25 protein-coding genes, 1 tRNA gene and 1 pseudogene are annotated in these 21,661 nt (G+C 40.2%); 11 read left to right on the top strand and 16 right to left on the bottom strand.

Annotated elements, in window-relative coordinates:
* Positions 1-11 precede the first annotated feature (11 nt).
* Positions 12-1,049: a competence type IV pilus assembly protein ComGB gene (gene comGB / locus A374_RS15195; RefSeq protein ID WP_007203118.1), complete on the bottom strand. Its 1,038-nt coding sequence runs from the start codon at positions 1,047-1,049 to the stop codon at positions 12-14.
* The gene (comGA, locus tag A374_RS15190) at positions 1,046-2,185 is read right to left on the bottom strand and encodes a competence type IV pilus ATPase ComGA (RefSeq protein WP_007203117.1); all 1,140 of its coding nucleotides are present in this window, start codon (positions 2,183-2,185) and stop codon (positions 1,046-1,048) included. Before comGA ends, comGB begins: the two co-directional genes overlap by 4 nt.
* A 49-nt stretch (positions 2,186-2,234) precedes the next feature.
* Here comGA and A374_RS15185 point away from each other — a divergent pair.
* The 3 genes from A374_RS15185 (at position 2,235) to A374_RS15175 (ending at position 3,276) form a co-directional block, all read left to right on the top strand.
* A tRNA-Gln gene (locus A374_RS15185) sits at positions 2,235-2,309 on the top strand.
* 476 nt (positions 2,310-2,785) lie between these two features.
* Entirely contained in the window at positions 2,786-3,019 is a 234-nt protein-coding gene (locus tag A374_RS15180) for a DUF2626 domain-containing protein (protein ID WP_156793244.1), read from the top strand.
* Positions 3,020-3,090: 71 nt separating this feature from the next.
* The gene (locus A374_RS15175; protein ID WP_007203115.1) at positions 3,091-3,276 is read left to right on the top strand and encodes a hypothetical protein; all 186 of its coding nucleotides are present in this window, start codon (positions 3,091-3,093) and stop codon (positions 3,274-3,276) included.
* Positions 3,277-3,302: 26 nt separating this feature from the next.
* On the opposite strand, the gene A374_RS15170 is transcribed toward A374_RS15175, so the two are convergent.
* Together A374_RS15170 and A374_RS15165 are read right to left on the bottom strand one after the other, a co-directional pair.
* Positions 3,303-4,343 (bottom strand): SAM-dependent methyltransferase, encoded by a 1,041-nt coding sequence (locus A374_RS15170; protein WP_007203114.1) that lies wholly within the window; start codon positions 4,341-4,343, stop codon positions 3,303-3,305.
* A gap of 22 nt (positions 4,344-4,365) precedes the next feature.
* A complete protein-coding gene (locus A374_RS15165) occupies positions 4,366-4,992 on the bottom strand; it encodes an MBL fold metallo-hydrolase (protein ID WP_007203113.1) in 627 nt (208 codons plus the stop codon).
* A gap of 198 nt (positions 4,993-5,190) precedes the next feature.
* Between A374_RS15165 and A374_RS15160 the strand changes: the two genes are divergently transcribed.
* Complete coding sequence (locus A374_RS15160) at positions 5,191-5,373, top strand: DUF2759 domain-containing protein (protein ID WP_007203112.1); 183 nt, start codon at positions 5,191-5,193, stop codon at positions 5,371-5,373.
* Between the two features lie 49 nt (positions 5,374-5,422).
* On the opposite strand, the gene A374_RS15155 is transcribed toward A374_RS15160, so the two are convergent.
* Together A374_RS15155 and A374_RS15150 are read right to left on the bottom strand one after the other, a co-directional pair.
* Positions 5,423-5,731 (bottom strand): MTH1187 family thiamine-binding protein, encoded by a 309-nt coding sequence (locus A374_RS15155; RefSeq protein WP_007203111.1) that lies wholly within the window; start codon positions 5,729-5,731, stop codon positions 5,423-5,425.
* Positions 5,732-6,180: 449 nt separating this feature from the next.
* Positions 6,181-7,371 carry a M14 family metallopeptidase gene (locus A374_RS15150; protein ID WP_007203110.1) on the bottom strand — a complete coding sequence of 397 codons (1,191 nt, stop codon included), beginning with the start codon at positions 7,369-7,371 and terminating at the stop codon, positions 6,181-6,183.
* A 165-nt stretch (positions 7,372-7,536) separates the two neighbouring features.
* Here A374_RS15150 and A374_RS15145 point away from each other — a divergent pair, with 165 nt between their 5' ends.
* On the top strand, positions 7,537-8,463 hold the full coding sequence (locus tag A374_RS15145; RefSeq protein WP_007203109.1) for a hypothetical protein: 927 nt from the start codon (positions 7,537-7,539) through the stop codon (positions 8,461-8,463).
* Between the two features lie 82 nt (positions 8,464-8,545).
* Here A374_RS15145 and A374_RS15140 read toward each other — a convergent pair whose 3' ends face one another.
* From A374_RS15140 to A374_RS15130, 3 genes are read right to left on the bottom strand one after another with little or no spacing between them, the layout of a single operon-like run.
* Complete coding sequence (locus tag A374_RS15140) at positions 8,546-9,187, bottom strand: hypothetical protein (RefSeq protein ID WP_007203108.1); 642 nt, start codon at positions 9,185-9,187, stop codon at positions 8,546-8,548.
* A complete protein-coding gene (locus A374_RS15135) occupies positions 9,184-10,047 on the bottom strand; it encodes an ABC transporter ATP-binding protein (protein ID WP_007203107.1) in 864 nt (287 codons plus the stop codon). The genes A374_RS15140 and A374_RS15135 overlap by 4 nt, the downstream gene beginning before the upstream one ends.
* Complete coding sequence (locus A374_RS15130) at positions 10,044-12,104, bottom strand: hypothetical protein (protein WP_156793240.1); 2,061 nt, start codon at positions 12,102-12,104, stop codon at positions 10,044-10,046. Before A374_RS15130 ends, A374_RS15135 begins: the two co-directional genes overlap by 4 nt.
* Positions 12,105-12,307: 203 nt before the next feature.
* On the opposite strand from A374_RS15130, the gene A374_RS15120 reads away from it, so the two are divergent.
* The 3 genes from A374_RS15120 (at position 12,308) to A374_RS15110 (ending at position 13,816) form a co-directional block, all read left to right on the top strand.
* Positions 12,308-12,871: a hypothetical protein gene (locus tag A374_RS15120; protein WP_007203105.1), complete on the top strand. Its 564-nt coding sequence runs from the start codon at positions 12,308-12,310 to the stop codon at positions 12,869-12,871.
* 136 nt (positions 12,872-13,007) lie between these two features.
* A complete protein-coding gene (locus tag A374_RS20940) occupies positions 13,008-13,166 on the top strand; it encodes a hypothetical protein (protein WP_007203104.1) in 159 nt (52 codons plus the stop codon).
* Positions 13,163-13,816 (top strand): GAP family protein, encoded by a 654-nt coding sequence (locus A374_RS15110; RefSeq protein ID WP_007203103.1) that lies wholly within the window; start codon positions 13,163-13,165, stop codon positions 13,814-13,816. Before A374_RS20940 ends, A374_RS15110 begins: the two co-directional genes overlap by 4 nt.
* A 175-nt stretch (positions 13,817-13,991) precedes the next feature.
* Here the strand turns inward: A374_RS15110 and A374_RS15105 are convergent, their stop codons facing one another.
* The gene (locus tag A374_RS15105) at positions 13,992-15,260 is read right to left on the bottom strand and encodes an MFS transporter (protein WP_007203102.1); all 1,269 of its coding nucleotides are present in this window, start codon (positions 15,258-15,260) and stop codon (positions 13,992-13,994) included.
* 208 nt (positions 15,261-15,468) lie between these two features.
* Between A374_RS15105 and A374_RS15100 the strand changes: the two genes are divergently transcribed.
* Complete coding sequence (locus A374_RS15100; protein ID WP_007203101.1) at positions 15,469-15,747, top strand: DUF3784 domain-containing protein; 279 nt, start codon at positions 15,469-15,471, stop codon at positions 15,745-15,747.
* Positions 15,748-15,860: 113 nt separating this feature from the next.
* Positions 15,861-16,136, top strand: coding sequence for a hypothetical protein (locus tag A374_RS15095; protein ID WP_007203100.1), 276 nt, complete (start codon positions 15,861-15,863; stop codon positions 16,134-16,136).
* A gap of 143 nt (positions 16,137-16,279) precedes the next feature.
* Here A374_RS15095 and A374_RS15090 read toward each other — a convergent pair whose 3' ends face one another.
* The 6 genes and pseudogenes from A374_RS15090 to A374_RS15070 form a co-directional block, all read right to left on the bottom strand.
* Positions 16,280-16,816, bottom strand: a complete 537-nt coding sequence (locus A374_RS15090) for a GNAT family N-acetyltransferase (protein WP_007203099.1) — start codon at positions 16,814-16,816, stop codon at positions 16,280-16,282.
* Between the two features lie 39 nt (positions 16,817-16,855).
* Positions 16,856-17,299, bottom strand: coding sequence for an SMI1/KNR4 family protein (locus tag A374_RS15085; protein ID WP_007203098.1), 444 nt, complete (start codon positions 17,297-17,299; stop codon positions 16,856-16,858).
* A gap of 428 nt (positions 17,300-17,727) precedes the next feature.
* Positions 17,728-17,832: pseudogene (locus A374_RS21485) on the bottom strand (hypothetical protein); the annotation flags it as partial.
* A gap of 34 nt (positions 17,833-17,866) precedes the next feature.
* The gene (locus A374_RS15080; protein ID WP_007203097.1) at positions 17,867-19,135 is read right to left on the bottom strand and encodes an MFS transporter; all 1,269 of its coding nucleotides are present in this window, start codon (positions 19,133-19,135) and stop codon (positions 17,867-17,869) included.
* Between the two features lie 535 nt (positions 19,136-19,670).
* Positions 19,671-20,297: an NUDIX hydrolase gene (locus A374_RS15075; protein WP_007203095.1), complete on the bottom strand. Its 627-nt coding sequence runs from the start codon at positions 20,295-20,297 to the stop codon at positions 19,671-19,673.
* Between the two features lie 564 nt (positions 20,298-20,861).
* The gene (locus A374_RS15070; RefSeq protein WP_040340644.1) at positions 20,862-21,083 is read right to left on the bottom strand and encodes a hypothetical protein; all 222 of its coding nucleotides are present in this window, start codon (positions 21,081-21,083) and stop codon (positions 20,862-20,864) included.
* Positions 21,084-21,112: 29 nt separating this feature from the next.
* Between A374_RS15070 and A374_RS20140 the strand changes: the two genes are divergently transcribed.
* Complete coding sequence (locus A374_RS20140; RefSeq protein WP_007203093.1) at positions 21,113-21,376, top strand: IS3 family transposase; 264 nt, start codon at positions 21,113-21,115, stop codon at positions 21,374-21,376.
* The last annotated feature ends 285 nt before the right edge of the window (positions 21,377-21,661 follow it).

The raw sequence follows: 21,661 nt of genomic DNA, 5'->3' as shown, positions 1-21,661 counted from the left end.
TCGTGTGCTCCTTATCGAATAGATTCCATCATTTTAAACATAGGCAACAGCATGGAAATAAACATAATGAGAATCACTACACCGATACATAAAAAAAGAATCGGTTGAACAAAGACAATATACTTCGCTAAGCGCTCTTCCACATATTTCATTAGCAATTCACTATAGGAAAGCAATTCTTTCCCTAACATGCCATATGACTGACCGTGAATAATCACCATGGCTAATTCTGGTGCGAAATACCGCCTTTGCGCCACAATTTCTTCAAATTTTCTGCCATTAATTAATTCTTGCTTCATCCGCTCTGCCTCAAGACGAAAAAATTTCATATATTGATTGTGTTCGAGAATGTGAAGCGCATCATTAATAGCTAATCCACCTTTTAAGAGTGAACCTAGTTGCATGGAAAATTGTTGTGTTAAAAAGAGGGGAACAATACGCTTAATAAGAGGCATGCGCATTAATACAGCAATGCGGCCAAAGGGGGTTAGACGCTTAAAAACAAAGCTATAAACAATCAGAGTAACAATGATACTTCCTATGAACAGACCAAAAAGAAATGGCGCATGTTTTAAAAGAGTTAGCACACCTAGCGTAAACGCAGGAAAATCAATATTTAAGGAGGTATATAGAGAAGCAAAGTGAGGAATGAGAAGTTTAAACATAATAAAGCTTACACTTAAAACAACGAAAAATAAGAAGATGGGATACCGGACGCTTTTTAGTAAGCGCTCTTTCATTTCTTCTTTTTTATGAAGCATTTTTCCGCTTTCCATAATGCTATAACTGAGATCGCCATGCTTTTCTGCTAGCTGCAAAAAACCTAACACTTCTGATGAAAATTTTTCCTCATGCAAGGCTTCATGCAAGGAAAATCCTTGCTTTAAATGAAGAAAAATACGTTCTAGTGCTTGTTGCATCCACCGTTCTTGATGAAGCTGTAAGACGGTAATGGCCTTTGGCAATGAATAGCCTTGTTGCAATAAGTGACCGAGCTTTAGCAGGAAGTTCCCTTGCCGTTTCTTTGTCATGCCAGATGGTCTTTTCACGTTCGCATCACCCCCCACCGCTCCATCACGTCTTCTGATAAATAGCCACAAGCAATTCCTTGACGAATGTAGTGATTCAATGACCGAAAATTCATAGGACGTTGTTGGCGTCCTCCTATCCAATCAATCCCTTTTTCCAGCTCAGGTCCGGTTAACAATTCATAAATGCCTGCTCGTTTTTCTTTTCTTCTAAAATAACAAAGCTGATCACAACACGCGCCACAATATGGGCAAACGATGGAAAGTAACCGCTGTGACACGACACCGAGTAAGGTTTGTTTTAATTCTTGCGTCGTAATGCCGAATTCGTGCAAACGGGCAAGACAGCCGAGTGAATCTTCCGCATGTAGCGTTGAGAACACAAGATGTCCAGTTAAACCCGCACGAATAACGAGTTTGGCCGTCGCCTCATCACGAATTTCGCCAATCATAATCACATCTGGATCATGACGAAGAATTGATTTAAAACCTGATCCATACGTTAAGCCGGCGCGTTCATTAATTTCCATTTGTAAAAACAGATCCACCTTTTTTTCTACTGGATCTTCTAATGTTACAATTTGTCGACTGAAAGATTGTTGCAATTGCGAGAGAAGGGAATACATAATGGTGGTTTTGCCCGAACCGGTAGGCCCACTAAATAAAATAAGGCCACTCGAGCGTAATAGAAGTGGTGAAAGACGTTGTAACGAAGAAGGAAATAACGACAGTGATTCAAAATTCACAACATCACTTTGAGGTAACAGACGAATAACTAAACTCTCAAAAAAAGCAGCAGGTAACGTCGATAGCCGTAAATGCAGCAACTGCCCTGAAACCATTACATCCATAGCCCCATCTTGTGGCTTGCGGCGTTCGCCAATATCCATGCCTGCCATAAACTTAAAATGAGCAATAAGTCGCTCAAATAGCTCGTAGGGCACCACCTCTACCGTGTGTAGATGACCATCTACTCGGTATTTAATGATACCTTGTTCTCGTTGCGGAACAAAATGAATGTCTGATGCATGCACGTGCGCTGCATCACAAAGCAATTCTTCACTTTTCTTTTCAATGGGCAACCGATCACCAACTTTCCACGTAAACTTACTAATTACATTACGACAAACTCCGACAAATCCCTTCTTACCTTTCAATTTTTTTTTTGCATATTTTTCTCACTCACTACCCATACTAGTACTACAATGGGCTATAGCCAAGCGGTAAGGCAACGGACTTTGACTCCGTCATGCGTTGGTTCGAATCCAGCTAGCCCAGCCATTTTTTTAAAACTCTCTAGTCTAAAAGTAATCCTGATACGCTCTAGTTGAGATTTGTTAATCCCTTAGGATGTAAACAAATCTCGACTTTTTTTATTTACGCATCTTTTCCCCAATATGACTAGCATTTTCTTAGGATTTAAATCATGTAGAAAAACTATAGAATCTTGTGTCTTATGCTCTTTATGGCAGCTGTGGGATGAGATAATACATTAAAAAATAGCGTAAATAATTCAGTAATATATTCCTTGATTCCTGCGATTAAGAACCGAAAAGGATAAAATTCCGAATAACTTTTTAAAGATTGAAAGTACGCGATTCCGTTCATCACGAAGAAAATTTTCACACGATCCTCTCTCAGGATGGTGTTTTTTTATTTCCATTTACCGTTAGAAATGGCATTTACAATGAAGTGCGCTTTCATATATAATAAAGTGAACGAGTACGTTGAAAAAGGGAGGGATATTCGTGGCAAGAATGTATCGAGTTTTGGGGTTTTGGACGGGCATTATTGCCGTCATGGCTTATTTGGGTGATTTAAGCAACATGGCACTTATGTTTTTAGGCCAAACTGTATTGTTCGTATCGCTTGGTTATTTGAACTTGACTGAACGTATGTATATTTACATTTTTGGAGCGTATTTAACCGTATTTTTCGTAGGTTTTACATACTACACCACATTTATGATGACTCCCGGCGGCGGCCATTAAGCGTAGTAACACTAGGGGCAAACGAGGTACGCAGCGGCGTACCTTTTTTCATGTAGAGAGGAGGGGTATTCTTGAAAAAAACCATCTATAATATCGTTTTTTATTGTGTTGCACTGTGCTTCTTTACCTATCGAAACATAGAAGAGCAACTCGTGTCACCATTCTATTGGGTGATGAGCGTCCTATTGGTTGGTATGCTCATTTTTAATGTGCGACAAATTGTCACGTTACGGAACGAGGAAAAAGCAACATCTTAAGCGTAAGAAAAACAGCGGCTCCTTTTTTAGGGCCGCTGTTTTTGTTGAATCAATACTTGAAAATAAGCGCTTAATCCTTGATCCATAAGCAAGGAACGTACGTGGCGATTGTGAACCGCTGCTTTTGCAAACGGATCGGAGCTCGTCACTTCTTGCAGTTGATCTAACAAACCATGCGCGACTAAAAAGTCACGCTGCGAGCAGAGCTGCTCCGTCTTAACGCCATGCTCCGCTCCAATCGTCATCACCGCATCCCAATGGACGTGTGCGGTAAGATCACAATACCCCGGAAGCTGCTGCAACGGATGAATGAGCTGATGGCGATCATAGCCACGCAAGCTTCCGTCTTTTACGAAAGGCTCCTGCCACTCTTCTTTTCTATATCCATAATCAACAAAAGCGAAGACCCCTTCATCAAGCGCTGCATAAAGCGTTGCTAATTCCTGCGTCATAGCCACCGGTACTTCAAGTGTATGTCCTTCTTTTACATCAACCTCGTGCGTCATCAACCAATCATGCACCGTCGTATTTTGCAGAAGCTGCTTTTTTTCTTGAAAACGACCATGTTCGTCCACTGTCACCATCACTTCATACAACGAACCGTTATGCTTGTTAACAACATGCACAGGGAGGGCATCAAGCAGCTCGTTGCAAAACAGAATGCCGCGGCGCTTACCCTTCCATTCAGCGAGCGATTCATACATCGCGACGGACGATGGCAGCTTTTCTTTCATGCGCTGGCGATGATCGGGACTTTTTTCAATGATGACATAGGTCAGCGGCTGATCGTAGTGCGCATGCCAATGTGACAGGACATCTGCGGCAAAGGCACCGGTTCCCGCTCCACATTCAATGATTTGAAAAGGTAAGCCGCGCTTCCTACACGTATCGTAAAACCAATCACACCAAATAGCAGCATAAACAGAACCGAGCGAGCTACTCGTATAGAAATCGCCCGCTCGCCCAATTTTTTCTGTGTTGTTCATATAATACCCGTGCTCACCATAGAGTGCTAGTTCCATATAGTGTGCATAAGAAATCATTTGCTCTGACGCTTGTTGAATCACATCCAAGAGCACCTGTTTCATCTTAAAAACCGTTTAAGAACGGATTTTCATCCATTTCTGTGCCTACGGTCGTTTCAAAGCCATGTCCTGACAAAACAGCCGTTTCCTCTGGTAAAGTTAGGAGTTGATCATGAATGCTTTTCATAAGTAACGCCTGATTGCCTCCATATAAATCGGTGCGTCCTATGCCACCAGCAAACAACGCATCACCAGAAAAAACAGCATTTGCTTCTTTTAGATAGTACGAAACACTGCCTGGCGAATGTCCTGGTGTTTCTAATACGTCAAATGTAAAGTCGCCAATCACGAGCGGTCCTTTTGCAACCATATGTTCCGCTGGCTTCGCTGTAATGTTTTGTGAAAAATGTGCCGAGCCATTTTTATTCGTATCTTCTAGCCAATCGCTTTCAAATTCATGAACATATACAGGGATGTTCCATTTTGCACGCACTGCATCTACTGCGCCAATGTGATCAAAGTGCGCATGCGTTAACAAAATCGCTAACGGCTTTACACCAAGCTCTTCAATCCGTGCATTAATTTTCTTTCCTTCCGCACCTGGATCAAAAATAACAGCCTCTTTTTTGTCGTTCCATAAAATATATGTATTTTCTTGTATCGGCCCTACAGCCAAACGTTTCCATTCCATTTCTTTTGTGCCTCCATCTTTTTTCTTTTCATTTTACACTAAATCTAGAAAAGATGGGAGCACGGTGATTTTATGAATACGGTTACAAAAATCATCAAAGCTACTATACAAACGTTCCTAAAACAAGTAAAATAAGACAGAAAGAACCTGCTTTATTTGCTATACATAGTAAAATATGTAAGGGGGCATCTGTACGATATGGGATTAGGTATTATTTTTGCTGTTATAACGATTTTTGCCGCTCTCGGTTTAATTCGTTCTTTAAAAGCCAAAAACTTACTTAGTACTGGCTTCTCTTTTTTAACGTTTGCCGTCTTCGGATGGTTTAGCGTACTCACGTTGATTGACGCTTTTACCGGCGGCGGTTCGACTGGACACTAAACAAAAAAAGAAAAAGAGGCGTTCTCTTTTGAGAGCTGCCTCTTTTTCGTTACTCTTTTTCCAACTGACGCTGCACGCTAGCGAGCTTGGAAGCCATCGTCGACTCTTTATCGCGACGATCATCAATACGAATGTTCGTTGCTACACGCTGAATGCCTTTTGAAAACGGTGCTTCATGCATCGCTTTAATAACTTGAAGTAGCGTATCCAGCTCTCCTTCTACAATCGTATTCATCGGTGTAAGCTCGTACTTAATGCCTTCAAAGCGTGCAAGCACGTGCTGTAGATCTGCTACATACGCGCTAACACTTGGTGTCTCAGTCCCAATAGGAATGACAGTAATATCAATAATGGCCATCTCTTCACTTCCTTTATACTATTCCTTCCTAGTGTACCATAAGGAGAGACATCATTCTTGCTCTGAGATGAATTGACTTGGTTATGTGGAATGTGCTCTTGGTTGCCTGTGCTATGCGTCTAATCAATCGTGATTTCACATTTGTTGTGCGTGATTCATCTTTTTTTCGCGCGATTTCACCTCTTTTACTCGTATTTTACTCCTGTTCGCTCACTTTTTAGTGTCTTTTCGGCGCGATTCTCCTTTTTTCGTGCAATTGCGTGCCTCTTGTACGTGATTTACTCCCTCTTGCGCGCGAATCACACCTCCTTGCGCGCGAATCACACCTCCTTGCGCGCGAACTACACCTCCTTGCGCGCGAATCACACCTCCTTGCGCGCGAACTCCGTTTTACACTACTCTTGTACCGCTCAAAAAAAACCGAAGCGCGACGTTCAGCGATTCGGTCTCTACATATATAAACTTGCTAAAAAAATGCCAAGTGTATCATCATAAATGTCTTGAAATTGCGAGAGCGGTAACGGATTGACGCCTTCGCCGAGCTCAATCGTAAAGCCCGGTCGGCGAAACGTCTGAATGAACCAATCCTTGTAGCCTGCATACGAATCGACGTAGCGCACTGCTTTATAACCGCTGACCCGCGCAAATTCTTGGGCAATCGCTTCGGCTTCCTCAGGCTCTTCTTGTTCAAAGCCCCAATAAAATTCTTTTCCTTGCGTATGCAGCGCAATGACCCGATCAAAATCCTCTTCTTCAGCGAGTCGCGCCATTGCTCTTGCCTCGGGCTCAGAAAGGGGATAATCGCCTGGATAATCACGTGGTGCGGCTGCTTGTGGCTTGCGTGCCTTTTCAATTTCCCAGCGCGCTGGCAATTGATTGTTTAAGTCTACGCCACGAATATTGGCTTTCCAATCTTTAAAGGTTGGATTCCCTTTGTTTAATTTTGTCACAAGCGTTCGGTACGGTTCTTCGCTCGGTGGACCGTCTACTACTAAATTCACACCATCAGGATCGACCATCGGCACGGCTGATAATAAGCAAGATTCATATAATGCAAGCATATTAACGCCACGAATGGCTCGATGATTTGTTAAAGCGAGCAAATAATCATTTAAAAAAACCATCAGAATCGCGGTTGTAATCCATTCATTCGCATGAAACGAGCCATTTATATGAACTTTTTTCTCGCCTCTCCCACTCTTCACATGAAAGAGCTCATTTTTCAATACCGATGTGCCTGCCGATTCTAACGTTAAAAAAGGATATGTTTTCCACAACTTGCGTAAGTCATGACAAAGTATGTCATACGAATATGGCACGCCAACAGTGACCACACGTTGTTGTACTCGTTGTGGCACAACGAGCGTCCCTCCACCTCCCCTTAGCGGCAAGGACTCTTCCTGATTCACTAAAAACAACGCGTCGACTGGCAATTTAAGTTCTTCCGCCACCACATTTAACGAGGTTTCCCGATTCATCGTTCTCGTGCCCACTTTAAAGCCTGGGATTTTCACAAGCTGTCCCGGCAATAATGGACCATCACCAATACCCCGATTGGCATCTTGCACTAAAATAAGCGGTAGGTCAAATAGCTGACTATAATAATGAAGGGTATCTCCACTACGGGCAATCACGTCCATTCTTTTTTCCCTCCTAGAGAAAAAAACTTCATTGATGAGTGTATGTTGCTCGTTGCTACTTCATGACGCAAAATTTTTTTCACACACCATGCTACTTTTTTTCTACGTTTCTCTATTTACAAAGTGAAAAGGTTTACTCACTTTATGATGGAGAGGACGATTTTTATGAACCCTGGACACATTTCTGCATTTCAAACGTACAGTGAATTTCAAAGCGTAAGAGAGTTTAATGCTTCGAACAAACGTTTTTTAAATGATTATGGCCATCGTTTTACGAAAGGCGAGCGTCTGGCGTTTCACCAATTAACACGCTTTAGCGTGAAAGTCATCGGTGTTTGTAACGCGCGCATTTGCAAACTTGTGGCAGCTTGCCATCAAATGGGTGGAATCTCTCGTTCAACGGTCGAACGCATGTTGCGTAAAGCGCGCAAGCTTGGGATTCTTTCTTCGTTACATACGATCCGTAAGCGTGGTGGCTATGCGCATAATGTATTTATTTTTCACTACTATGACGGAACGACTCCACCGTATATGACAGAACGTGAGGAGTGTGACATCCCTACAGAACAAAGGGAAGAAGCGCCCGCTACGCCACCTGAAACGTTAAGACCTGAAACAAAAGAATTATATACCAAAACCATACGTAAGGAGACCGTCGTCCCGTCACCTGTTCTTGACTATTCGTATCTTCCCACTTACATTCCACGTGAATTTATTAATGCCGTACGCTCTTTTTTTACGAGCGCAACGGAAATTTGCCACCTTTGGCAAACGGCACGTATGGCGTATAAAAAGCTAGACTTTCTCTCCACACCGATTGAACACCTCGTGCCAAGCATTATTCAAAGTTTCAAAGTGAGTGTCTATCAATACAAGCGAGGCAAAATCCGCCAAAGCTTTGCGCAATATTTTTACGGTGCACTCTATGGCGTCTTGATCGTGGACAAGCGCCAGGAAGTCGCTTATGAGAACAAGGGCTACAATTGGCTCGATGCGACACCCACTCCTCGCCATGACTATGAGTGGCAAGCGTTTCTAGGTTTGCAAAAGAAAGACTACAACTGGCTTGAAGATGACGGCGCTTCGTGCTAAAGCGTACACACTAAAAAAACCGCTTAGTCCTGTTTTTAGGAGCATTCGCCGTTTTTTGTAGTGTAGTATGTTTTCCATCATTCTAATTAAATTTCTCTAGGCGCTGAAAAGCATACTGTCCGCCAGCCCATAAACAAAGGCCGAGTACAACCGTCTTCCATTGTGCAGCCATCAGATCTTGCAGTGAGAACAGCGCTTGATTAAATAAAAACACATTTAGAACCGGAATGAATGCTCCCCTTGTTAACAGTTGACTGCTAAGATAAATGATAACAATGACGAGCGACCAGCCCGTATTTCGCGTCAAAGTAATGGCTAAAAAGCCTACTCCCGAAAAAAAGAAAGCTTCCATTCCTAATTGCACGAAAAGCGAAGGAAAAAGTGCGCCAGTAGCGATCCAATCGATCATGCATACAGTGACAATAAGCAGCACGAGAAACAGCAAATAGAAGAGAAAAGCTCTGACAACCCCTAACTTCCAGCGTGACAATGGGTAGCTAAATAACGTTTCACTCCCGGTTTCTTCAAGCACATCTTGAAAAATAAAAATCACCCACCAAGCGGCACATACCGGATAACAAAATTCAAGAACAGGCAGCAGTTTCGCTACCGAGTCAGGCGTTAGCGCACTATACCCAATGAGTAGAACAGAAACAAATACAGGAATGTATGCATTGGCACCCATCACTTTCCAGTCAAAGACGAGATTGATTCTCCCTTTCATCGTTGCGCTTGCCCCATCAAATACATATAGGCTTCCTCTAAATTCGGCGTAACGTGTTTAGCGCCTGGCAGCGGATTAGTTGAAACGACGCGATAGCGATAGCGATGATTTTCGTATTTGCTAGAAATAATATCAAGCTCGTCAATCGCATCAAAAAACGCTTCTTTACTAGCCTCCATTTCCCATACATCATTCGCCGCCATCTCTGTGAGCGTTTGCAGGGAACCATTAAAAATCACGTGTCCTTTTTTGAGCACCGCTAACGTATCACAAATCGATTCAATGTCTTCTACGATATGTGTGGAAACAATGACCGTCGCTTCTTTTCCTAGCTGTCGTAAGAGTTTTCGGAAACGAATACGTTCTTGCGGATCTAAGCCCGCAGTTGGTTCATCCACTACAATGATTTTGGGAGAATGTAAGATAGCCTGCGCAATGCCAACACGGCGCACCATGCCACCTGATAACTCTTTAATTTTTTTATGACGATGATCTTGTAAATTCACCTTTTCAAGGACGTCTGCCACTGCTTGCTCTTTCCGCCGGGTCATGCCCTTCATCGTGGCAATATGGGTTAACACTTCCGTCACTGTAATATGTTTGTAGAGTGAAAATTTTTGCGGAAGGTAACCGATCAACTGGCGAACCGCTTCTGGCTGTTTCCACGTAACGTCACCAAAGGTAATGGTGCCTGCTGTTGGCTCAACAATGGTTGTTAATATGCGCATTAGCGTCGTCTTACCTGCCCCATTCGGCCCTAATAAGCCAAACATACCCGGAGAAATCTGTAACGTAATCTGATCTAGCGCCTTGTATTTCTTATAGCTTTTCGTAATCGTATCGATTAGCAACTCACTCAATTTGCGCCATCCTCCCTGTTCATTAACGCTTGTACGTCCTGATCATTCATTGCCTTTTCACTACGTAAAGACTGTGCCCATGCTCTGAAAAAGGACTGAAGTTCACGATTGTCATGATGTTTCATAAAGGCAAGCAGCGTTTTATAGCGTTTCATCAGAACCGCTTGTTCTGGATCGTCTTGATAGAGATCTAGGTTTCGCAAAAGTAACGGTTTCTCTTCTTGTTTGATGGCCGGATGGGCTTGTTCATACCAATAATCGTACGAAAGAATAAATAAATCCGTCATCTCCGGCGGCTGCTTGATGACTTGCTCATTGCGGATCACGGCTAATGTTACGGCGGGAATCATCGCTTGATCAACGTAAAGAGATAGTTCGTTAACACCGACAAACATCGTCCCGCGAGTAAACCTAATATTTGAAGCATAATGCGGCGATTCATCCGCTATGGATAGAAAATACACGTCAGTAATTGCCGCCTTCGTAGGTAGCTTTAACACTTTTCTTATTTCGCTACTCATTCGCTTTACTTTTTTCACATAATCTTCAGCGTGTGTAAGCGTTTTAGATAAAGTGGATGGATATACGATGCGGGCGCTTTGCGTCACGCGCTCTTTCATCATGCCTGCTACTAACGTGAGACCGTCTGTCGTTGTTCCTTCCCACACAGTCTCTTGCTGTTTTTTTAATGAGGTGTATAGCGGTAAAGGTCCGCTATAGCGTACTTTATAGTGAATCGGTTGCTGCGCGTGAATTGGATACGGGCGCACGGAATTTTCAACCCATTTCATAGCAACGCCCTCCCCAATGGACGGAAGCCATGCAAAATAACTTGGCAGCATGACCGCTTGTTCATTTGCGAAAAAATAAGGCGAGCTTGTGCCTGCATACGAAATAAGAAGCGTTGCTTGTTCATGCTTTTTTAAACTGTGATGAATGTGTAGTTGATCGCCGCTTTGTTGAAAAGAAAGCGCTTGACCCGTTACCGTTTTAACAGACGTTACGTGTAAATCGTGATACAACGTGAAGACCACCTCATTACTCGGAGCAGTCGCCCGTAATCCAAGTTTCATAGATACCGCTAATCCTCGATATGCAGTCACATTCAGGTCGTACGACGTTACTTGTACATTCTTCGTCGTTGGCCACGTAGCTTGTGAATGCTTCTCATAATACCTACTATCGTATTTTTTTACAGAATTTTGTTCCAAAGCTGTATAAATAACTTGATCATCGTGACGATACAAGGAAATGAGTACGGTACTACTTAGGCCAAAAAGAACACTGCCTATGCCGAACACTTTGTAAAAAGAGCGCTGTTGTTTCAGAATCATTGCGAATAAAAGCCACAGAACAAGAAGCAGCAGTATTCCTTTTTGCAAATATCGTTTTATTTCAAGCGGGTAGCCATAGACTGGGTCAAAGGGCGTATTAGGATCCGTTTGTCCGACGTTAAAAAAATGAGCCACAGGATAAAGATCTCTAGACAGCCATAAAGAAAGGGTTTCAAAGAGCGCCATATTCAAAGGGCCCATCAATATACCAAGCAGCAAAAGTCCAAGATACGCTCCGCGAGATGATGTTACGAGTCCAACAATCATGCCGATTATTCCGGTAATACAAAATGGTAAAAACCAATAGAGGAGAAAGTATTCCAACACATGAGAGAAATAGAAGAACGGTTCGTGAAACATAACAGTTAGGAGCACGTACAGAAGTGCCGCACAGCACACAGCAAACAAAGCAAGCAGTATAAGCAAGCTTAATTTCCCTAAAATCTTTGCTTGTTTTCCATAAGGCAATGTTCCAAAAAGTTCTTCTGCCGAGGAAGCCTTTTCTAAATTGACGCTATAATAACCAAAACCTAGGCTAACAAACAGACCACCTTGCACTAAAAAGGCAGACGACGTTAAAGCCCCTCCTACACTTCCCTCTTTAAAACGAAGAAAGAAATGAAACGAAGTCGCACTTATAAATAATAAGAGAACGAGCCATGTCCACGGTCTCCTCTTTACGAGCAACCATTCTACTTTCAAAGACTGATAGATTCTTCTCATAAGTACCTGCCTTTGTAATCACTTTTCTCCATAATACCATTTTTTTCAAATTATCTATATATAAAAAGGCATATGCCGCACAAAAAACAACGTACAATAATCAACCTTTCACCTCCGAAAAAAAATTAAATGGAAATATTTTTAGTATAATGCCATAATCATAGGTAGTTACCAGTAATTGTTACTGAATCAGGAGGGATTCTATGAAAAATATCCTTTGGATCAGCTTGCTGCTAGCAGGCGCACTCTCACTTTCAGGATGTACATTTACAGTCACGACCAATAGTAAAAGTGGTAAAAACACAACAAATGAACGTAACAACATGAGTAACGCGGAAATAAGAAAAGAGATCGAACAGTATGTCACCGTTCAATTACAACCTCTTGGCAGTGAAGAAAAGCGGCTTATTAAACGTTACCAAGAAATCGTGACAAGCAAGACCATTACTAAGAAGGCATTTTATGACACGCTCACGAAAGACATCATTCCTGACTATACGGCCTTTTCAAAAAAAGTAGAAGCGCTACACCCTACGTTACCCGCTCTACAAAAGGCTCATCAAAAATATTTATCTGGCGTTCTCGGTCATTTGAACGGCTTTAAGCTCATTAAAGAAAGCATCGAAACGAATAATCAAAGCAAAGTAACCGAAGCAAACGCATCGATTGACAAAGGTGTGCAAGACTTTCACTCGTATCATCGTGACGTCGAAAAGCTCGGTGAACAGTACGGTGTGACCGTTACGTTTAACCAAAATCCTAACTAAGAGGGCAGGTGCATTGATTGCACCTGTTTTTTTGTTCATCCTTTCACCCATGATATCACCGATTCGGAACTATCGAAAAAGAACGCTTGCACATAACCTTACGTCACCTTTTACACTAAGTGTGAGGTGATGAAAAATGAAAGTGAGCGATTTTGTGATTTACGGATTTGTCATGATTGGTGCAGCGATTGGTTTACTCTTTGATCATGCGATGATAGGGGTCCTAATTGGTCTTGGCATAGGCTACGTCTGCCGGGCGCTCATCCTTTCAGACGGTAAGGAAAACACGAAATGAAAGGTGAGGACATCCTCTATATTAGTGGGTTAGCGTTACTTGATTCATTGAGTCCAACGATGATCGGTGTAACTCTCTTTTTGCTTGTGAAAGAAACCAAAGCGCTAGCGGTCAAAATATCCTTGTACGTATCCACGGTCTATCTTCTCTATTTTTTATTAGGTGTTGGTTTAATGATGGGCATTCAGACCTACCTCCCTTCTGTGACCCACCTTTTTCACGATGCTATGATCAGTTGGACACTCTTTAGTATTGGTCTGCTTTTATTTGTGCTTAGTTTCTTTGTTTCTAAGAAAAAAAGAACCCTTCCGAAGGCGCGAAATCAGCGGAAGTCGGCGATGGTTGGGCTCGGCTTTATGACATTTCTTATGGAAGCGAGTACGGCTTTCCCTTATTTTATTACCATTGGGTACGTCAGCTATCGTGAATTCACGAGTGATCAATGGCTGCCCCTTTTAGCGAGCTATACCTTCATAATGGTCCTGCCATCGCTGTTGCTTTCTGGGCTAGCGAAAGTACTAGGAGATTTCCTACAACCGACATTAGAAAAACTACGAAGGGTGCTTGCTTCCTCCTCTTTCTCTGTCCTTTCGTGGGTCATGTGTCTTCTTGGCACCGTCATCATGTTCGCTACCCTTGACTACTTATAGCGCACCTGCTAAGACACAGCAGATGCGCCAGTTGATCCCCTACTCATCGATAGTAGCGGGTTAAACTTAGCACTTCATCATCCGTTTGCTTTCAAAAAAGAACTGAAAAACCCTGAATTTGACGAAATTCAGGGTTTTTCTCCACTTTCTAACGTTGCGCTAGATAGGAGTATGGTTATTTTTCTACTTTTTCCATAGCGTCTTGCGGTCGTAAAATGACATTCGTAGTCACCGTACTAAGACTACTCCGCGTTGCGAGAATTAATAAAGGCGTACATAGCAGCAGCAGTAGCCCCGCGACAGTAAATAAGAGGGTTCCGCTACTATAATTGGCAATCGCACCTGCCACGATAAAGGCGATAATGGAAGCCATTTGTAAGGTAGCGTTTGTAACCGAATACACTCTTCCCCGAATGTGATCGTTCGTATGCTCAGCATAAAATGCCGATACAGGACTCGTCGCTCCTGATAAAGCAAACCCCGAAACAAAAAACAAACTACCTAGTACATATACATTGGGCGCAGCAGCAATCAGTAGAAGACAAATGCCCTGAAGCGATAACCCTCCGAGGATTAAGAATCTTCGATGAATCACCGCTTCTTTTACACCAATGAGCCACGTTCCAAGAATCGTTCCGAACGCCATGATTCCAATCATCAGACTATACAGTTGATCACTACGAGCGCCCTTTACATGAAAAAGTTCTTTCATATAAAGAAGTGTACCAATCATAATGAAGGATTGAATAACCGCTTTTAGTAAATTGATATACGTAACATGTCTTAGAACCACACTCTTTCCAATATAAGAAATGCCTTCTTTTAAAGAAGTCAAAAAGGGCCTTCGCACGGTATCGTTTGCGCTTGTTTCTACATGCTTAATCATGACACAAAAAAGAAGCGCGAGTAGAAAAGTCATTGAATCTACGATAAAAGCCATTCTCAGTCCTAGCCATCCTATAACAGCAGCTGCCACGATCGGACCCATCACTTGAACCGTTTGAAAAGCGACATGAGATAAGGCGATCGCCTTCACATAATGCTCTTTTTTCACAAGCTGCGGAATGAACGAAGATCGAGCAGGCGCAAAGATGGCCGCAGCACTTTGAATAAGAAATCCTAACGCGTACAAAAGATATACATTCTCCGTGAAAAAAATGCATCCCACAATCACACATCGGATCAAATCCATTGCCATCATGACCGTGCGCTTGTTCCATCTATCAATAAATACACCCGCAATCGGTCCAAGAACAATCCATGGAACCGTTTCAATTACAAAAGACAACGTCAAATTAATCGGCGAACCACTCAACTGAAAGACAAGCAGCGGAATTGCAACAAAGCTAATCGCATCTCCAAATTGAGAGATTGCTTGCCCCAGCCATAGTAACATGTAATTTTGATTTTTAAACAGCGCTCGATCAGACGGTTTCACTAGCATCAAGTTCCCCCTCATTACATACATTACAAATATATATAATTATACAGAAAATGAACTATTTTACAATATTTGATCTCTTTCTCTTCTTTTAGAAGGAGCACAATAGGAAGTGTAGAATAGGTAGACAAGCGACAAATTATTACAGAATACTTCCTAGATTCAGACACAGAATTTCTATAAAAAAATGGATTTCTGGAGGTTGTTGTTTATGGACTATGGCGCCTTCTTTTTGGGCATGATTTTTCTTGTGCTTTCGTACGTAGTGGGCGTAAAGAAGCAAACACAATTTTTAAGAGGCTACAACCAACATCGCGTGAGAGATCAAAAGAAACTCGCTGAGCTTATTGGCTCTTATAGCTTTGTTGTAGGGATCCTATTAGTAGTGAGCGGGTTTGTAACCTTCGCGCCCATGCAAATGATCCTGCCTCTCATTGTTCTTGGTTATTTGCTACTTGTTGTTTATGTTAATGTGAGAATGGTTGAATAAGAAGACACCCTACCTTTTGAAAGGGTAGGGTGTCTTCTTAAAGGTGGTTGCTGATAGACGTGTTATGCAGTTTGAACAGAAGTGATAGCGCTAAATGAATATGGGGGATGTTTATGAAGCGAACCGTTTTAGTCTTTTCTCTATTGTTACTGATGATAACAAGTGGTTGTAATAACTTCTCTAAACCGAAAATTTCCGAAGATCAAGCAAGATCAATTGTGTTAAAAGAGCATACCAAACACATTGGTAAAGTTAGAATCATATCAGTTAGTCACAAAGGTGAAAAGTATAGTTTGAAATGGGAAAATAAAGAAAAATGTGAGCATGGCACTGACTATGTGAATGATCAAAATGGCGAAATAACAAAAAGGGAATCAAGTATATGTTAGATTGCTTCTCTTGAAAAAGTAAAGCAACCATCTATACGAAAAGAGCCAAAATAAAAAAAGCGGCCTTTCCTCAATGAATCTACTACGGGGAAAGTCGCCTTATACGCTCATCAGCCTAATGTCGTGTTTAGAAATATGTACATTTAGTATGTCAGTTGTGTATAATCTTTTTTTAACAGTGCCATGATGATCTCATCAGCGTATTTACCCTCAAAATTTAGGGAATCACGCAATACACCCTCTTTTACAAATCCAACTTTTTCATAGGCGGTAATTCCTCGAAGATTATGATCAAACACTTCCAATTGTAAGCGGTTTAATTGCAATTCTTCAAAAACAAACGGTAAGATTACCTTTATTGCTTCGGTTCCATACCCTTGACCTGTTAAAGCCATGGAATTTAATGCTATTCTAAAACCTGCTTTTTTATTTTCTTGATCGATATCTAAAATAGATAATTCACCAATCATTTGATCATTTTCCTTTAAACAAATGGCAAAATCATACCGCGATTCATCATGATTTATATGTTGAATATGCGCTTTAATTTGTTCTAATGTAAAGTTTAATTTCGTTCCTGTCATATAACGAAGTTCTTGATCTCTCGTACCCTCTAACAGAATGGGTGCATCTACTTCAGTCAATTCTCTTAAATACAACCTTTTACTTATTAATTTCATATCTTTACCCCTAACCATTTATAATTAATATCCCGAATGTTAGAACTGTATATTTAATTCTTCACGGATTGCCTTTTCTAAGTATTCTTCAAAACTCTCTGCTATAATTTCTTTCCCACCGAAATTAAAGTCAAATGTAATAATTTCTGTATTCGGGGAATTAAAGCCTACTGGATTTCCTGCACCGTCTATACCAATAGCAGTAAACTGTTCATACCCTTGAGGGAGTGCTTTTCTAAAATGTAGAGATTTATCTACAAAAGATGGTGTCGCAACAAACCCTGCCTCTTTCAATCCCAAAATAATAGACTCACCAACTGCTCCAGAACCATATTTCAAAAGAAATTCTTTATAGTCCTCTGGCAATTTTACTTTTAGTTCATCTTCTGCTTGGTTTACTTCCTCAATATTAAGAGGCCCTCCAAAGGCCTCTGGGCACATTTCGAACTCTTCATCGATAGCATTTAATATTTCTATCTTCATTCAATAATCCCCCTTTTAAATCATTTAATTGGAAGATATCACCTCACAAGATTCTTTACGCCAGTTATTAAATTATTTAAGCCCGGTGGAGTACAAACGTACACACCTTAAAAAAACTGTCTAGATTAGTGTTGACAATCCAGGTCCTTTTGGTACTGAATTCTTTCCATAAGATGGTACACCATTACCCTTACCCTATGTTGTAATCTTAAAAGCTCTGAATAAAAAAGTCAGCCATTTTACCACCTTATTAAACTACTTCCTTTTCTTTTACTATCGGCAATTTATAGACTATTTTATGGTTCTTCATGCCATCAACAAGGTTCACAATCTTCTCATAATACAAACCGGTTTTGTTCTTAGCCTAGAGCCCAAGAAAACTAGCTAATTAATTTATTTAGCGTATGAAAATCTCTTACATTGCTCATTTAAATATTTTCCCAATTTTTATATAAACGTGCTTGATTTAACTCTATGCTTCCAAAATCAGGTCCATCCAGAGGCATGTATCTTACAAAAGTAGCGATGTTTTCTGAATAGTCGTGTGGGCCACTTTCCTTGTGACATTTATCCCTCTTTCTTTACTACACTCTCATTATTAGATTCATTTATTACTTTATAGAAACGAACTGCCGGAATTGATAATGCAATAACTCCAGCTAATGTCTCTAATAATCCCCCATATATAAATACTTGATGTACAGATTTAATATTATCAATTAAATAGCCAGCCAAAGCTTGTGAAACTGGAATTGTTCCTGTCATTGCGAGCATCATAACACTTACAACACGTCCAAATAATTCCTTAGGAATTATAGACTGATTAACACTGGGAGCAATAACATTTATTGCTGTAGTTGTAAAACCTACAATCGCTAATAACAAGGCTACTTGCCAGGTAGTTACTGTAAAAAAGATTAATAACACTGCGAGACCTTCTAACGCACATACCATATAATTCATACGAGGAGTAGGGTATTTAATAATCCATAGTGAAAAAACAATTGCTCCTACAGTCCCACCTATTCCCATTCCAGATGTCATGATACTTAGTCCTTTTACCCCAACATTAAGTTCCTTTGCAAAAAATGGTAGAGCTACTGTCAAAACACTTACACCGGCATTAACAATCATGGCGACTATAATATTAGTTAATATAATAGGGGTTCTAATCACATAACTAAATCCTTCTAATATCTCTTGTTTAAATGAACTCTTTTTCTTTTTAGAAGATAATTCATTTGATTTATTACTTATTGGTAAAAGATTGATAACCTGTAATGCTAATGACGCTAAGACAAAAACAACAGTTATTAATACAAATAAACTCTTAAAACCAATTACAGCTAATAAAAATGCTCCAATTACTGGTCCTATAATTACAGAAACCTGAGATGCTAATAAAAGCAGAGAATTTAATTGTGTATAGTATTCTTTAGCTACTAAGCGCTGGCGTGCTGCTGCTGCTGCTGGGAGAAAAACAGCGTCTACTATACCGTATATTCCAGCAATAATGTATAAAATTATATATGTGTTTGAAAACATAGTGACAATTATGATTATGCACATAGCAGCTGCTCGTGTAAGCAATGATAGTTTCATTAAAAGTATAGGGCTTTTACGATCAACCATTACCCCACCAAACAACATGAACACGGATCGAGTTGTTCCCATGATTAACAGGAAAGTTCCCATTACTAACGCAGATCCTATTTCTTGTACAATCCACCATGATATACCAATAGTAAATATAGCATCACCTAAAGTTGATGCCCAACTCGCTAGCCAATATAATACAAAATTTTTATTCTTCATAATCTCAAAATTTTTAATCAATATTTAATACCCCCCTTTCTTCTCTAAGACACTAGTCACAATATCTATTATAAAATTAATTTGATTATGAATGAAAAAAGGTGGAAAAAGTCGTGGAGATATTGTCCGAGAATATGAATTAACAGCGTCTGCATTAGACCGATGGATTACCCAATTTAAACAATCTGGTTCCTTCACAGAAAACGATAACCGAAGCCCGGTGAAACAAGAATTGGTGGCGTTACAAAAAAAATAAGCAGTTAGAAATAGAAGTTGATATTTTAAAGCAAGCCGCGCTGATTATGGAACGAAAATAGACGTCATAAAGAAAAACCGACACATCTATTCGGTATCAGCAATGTGCAAAGTCCTACAAATACCACGAAGCACCTTTTACTATGAAACAGAAATAGCGATTCAAAAAGCAAAGGAAAAAGAAAAAGAAAAAGAATTAAAAGAACACATTTTAAAAATCTTTTATGAAAATCGGAAAGTATGTTTAAAAGGACACTTACCTTATTAAAGATAAGCGCTCTTTAATTGAAAAATATTGTTTTTATCTAATTTGTTCCTGAATCTTTTGTATAACTTCTTTGTAAAAAGTAACTTGATGTGGTACGAATTGATCTCTGTTTACACTTTCTTTAATTATTTGCTTTTGTCCGTCATCATTTATTTTAAATCCACTGATTTCGATTTCACCTTTTTCTCCAGACCAAAGTTGAGTGAAGTCAATAAATTTGGTTTTTACTATCCCTGAAACCTCGTCCACTTGAAGTGTGAAGTCATCAAAAATATTTCCACACTTGTATAAAAAAACGTTTGCTAATTCTTTATCAATGAAACCTTCTTGCACAACACAATAATCAATTACACCTAACCTTATTAACTCCTTAAAAGCTAAATCTATACCAATTTCTTCTTTAATTTCCCTTACTCCGTCTTCAACTGTTTCATCAGCTAATAGATGTCCAGCAGCAGTTATATCTAATAGGTTAGGGTAGTCTTTTTTATTATTACTACGAAGCTGTAAATAAATATAATCTATTCCTTGTTCATTACTAACAAACCAACAATGAAACGCTTCGTGCCAATATCCAATCCTGTGAACATCACTTCGAGTAGCTACACCTATTAGATTCTTATTATCATCAAAGATCTTTAATTTCTCTTGCTCTCCCATAAAATGCCCCCAAAAAGTTACTTATTTTTCTATTTCTAGCTCTTTGCCTATTCGACTAAATCGTGAAATACGTATCTGATTCTTCCAAACATTCATACTGATCTTAATGTACACTTCACAATCTATCTTGCAAACGTAAAATAAACATCTTACTATTCTGCTCTGCTCCAAAACATATATAGTGAGATTGCATTTAATATTATTGTACCAATGAGTAGGATTGGTGGAACAGAAGAGAACCCAAATCCTTACTATTCAATCTCAGCGATATTATCGGAACTGCCTGGTGTAAATAAGATGAATGATAGCCCAATTAAGAATTTATCCAATGTCCAGTACATTACTCTGTCTCCCATTCTTTACGAATCCATTCTTCTTTTAATTTAGTAAATGATTTCAGATCTACTAGATGACTTTTATTAAAAGTTGTGAGCATGTTTTTTTTCGTGATGTCTTGAATCGGATTATCCTTGTTGTATGTAGAGGCTAGTTCTTTTAACGATTTAGTAAGTTGAGCAAGCGTTTCATCACTAAAGCATCCTAACCATAAAGAAACATCATTTTTTACCTCCTCAATCCTTCTGGTAAATCCATAATGCCATTTTTCATTCTTTTTTTAGCCCACTGATTAAGCTCCTTAGTAAAACTTTCATAGGCCGAAGCAGAATCAATAATCTTTAATATTTCATTATGTGCTTTTGTCGAACCTCTTCTGCCATGACGACCAGGTGGATTTACAAATTCAACATCTTTAGTCAGAGACCTCATTTCTTTAATGTCATCCATACTAATCAAGGGCTAGTAGTAGAAAAACTGTGGGCTGGGAAGTATGGGAAACAGAACAAGCGAAACACGCGGAAACACTGGTAAAAAAAGCCCTGATGAATGAAAAAATACAAGGAGCTCCACTCGTTTTGCATTCAGATAATGGAAGCCCTATGAAAGCTGAGACTTTTCAACGTTTATTGGAGAAATTGGGTATTCAACGGTCCTACTCAAGACCGCGTGTCAGTAATGATCATCCGTATTCTGAAGCGATTTTCAGAACACTCAAATACAAACCAAATTATCCCCATTAAGGTTTTGGATCCCTTATAGAGGCGCGTGAATGGGCACGTGAATTTATCAATTGGTATAACGAAATCCACTTGCATAGTGGGTTGAAGTTTGTAACACCTGTACAATTCATACGGGGGAACATCTGGCCATATTGGAAAAGCAAAAACACATATATGAAGCTGCGCAAGTTAACCACCCGGAGCGTTGGGCGCAAGAGACAAGGAATTGGGAGCCAAATCAATGCGTAGCGCTCAATCCGATGCGTGAAGAGAGACGGATCTACATTCGGAAGGCTAGGTTTCTCT

This window comes from Fictibacillus macauensis ZFHKF-1 (assembly GCF_000269865.1).
In the GTDB taxonomy this organism is placed as follows: Bacteria; Bacillota; Bacilli; order Bacillales; family Fictibacillaceae; genus Fictibacillus_C; species Fictibacillus_C macauensis.
Note: the sequence above shows the minus strand (reverse complement) of the source record. Positions and strands in the feature narration are given on the sequence as shown.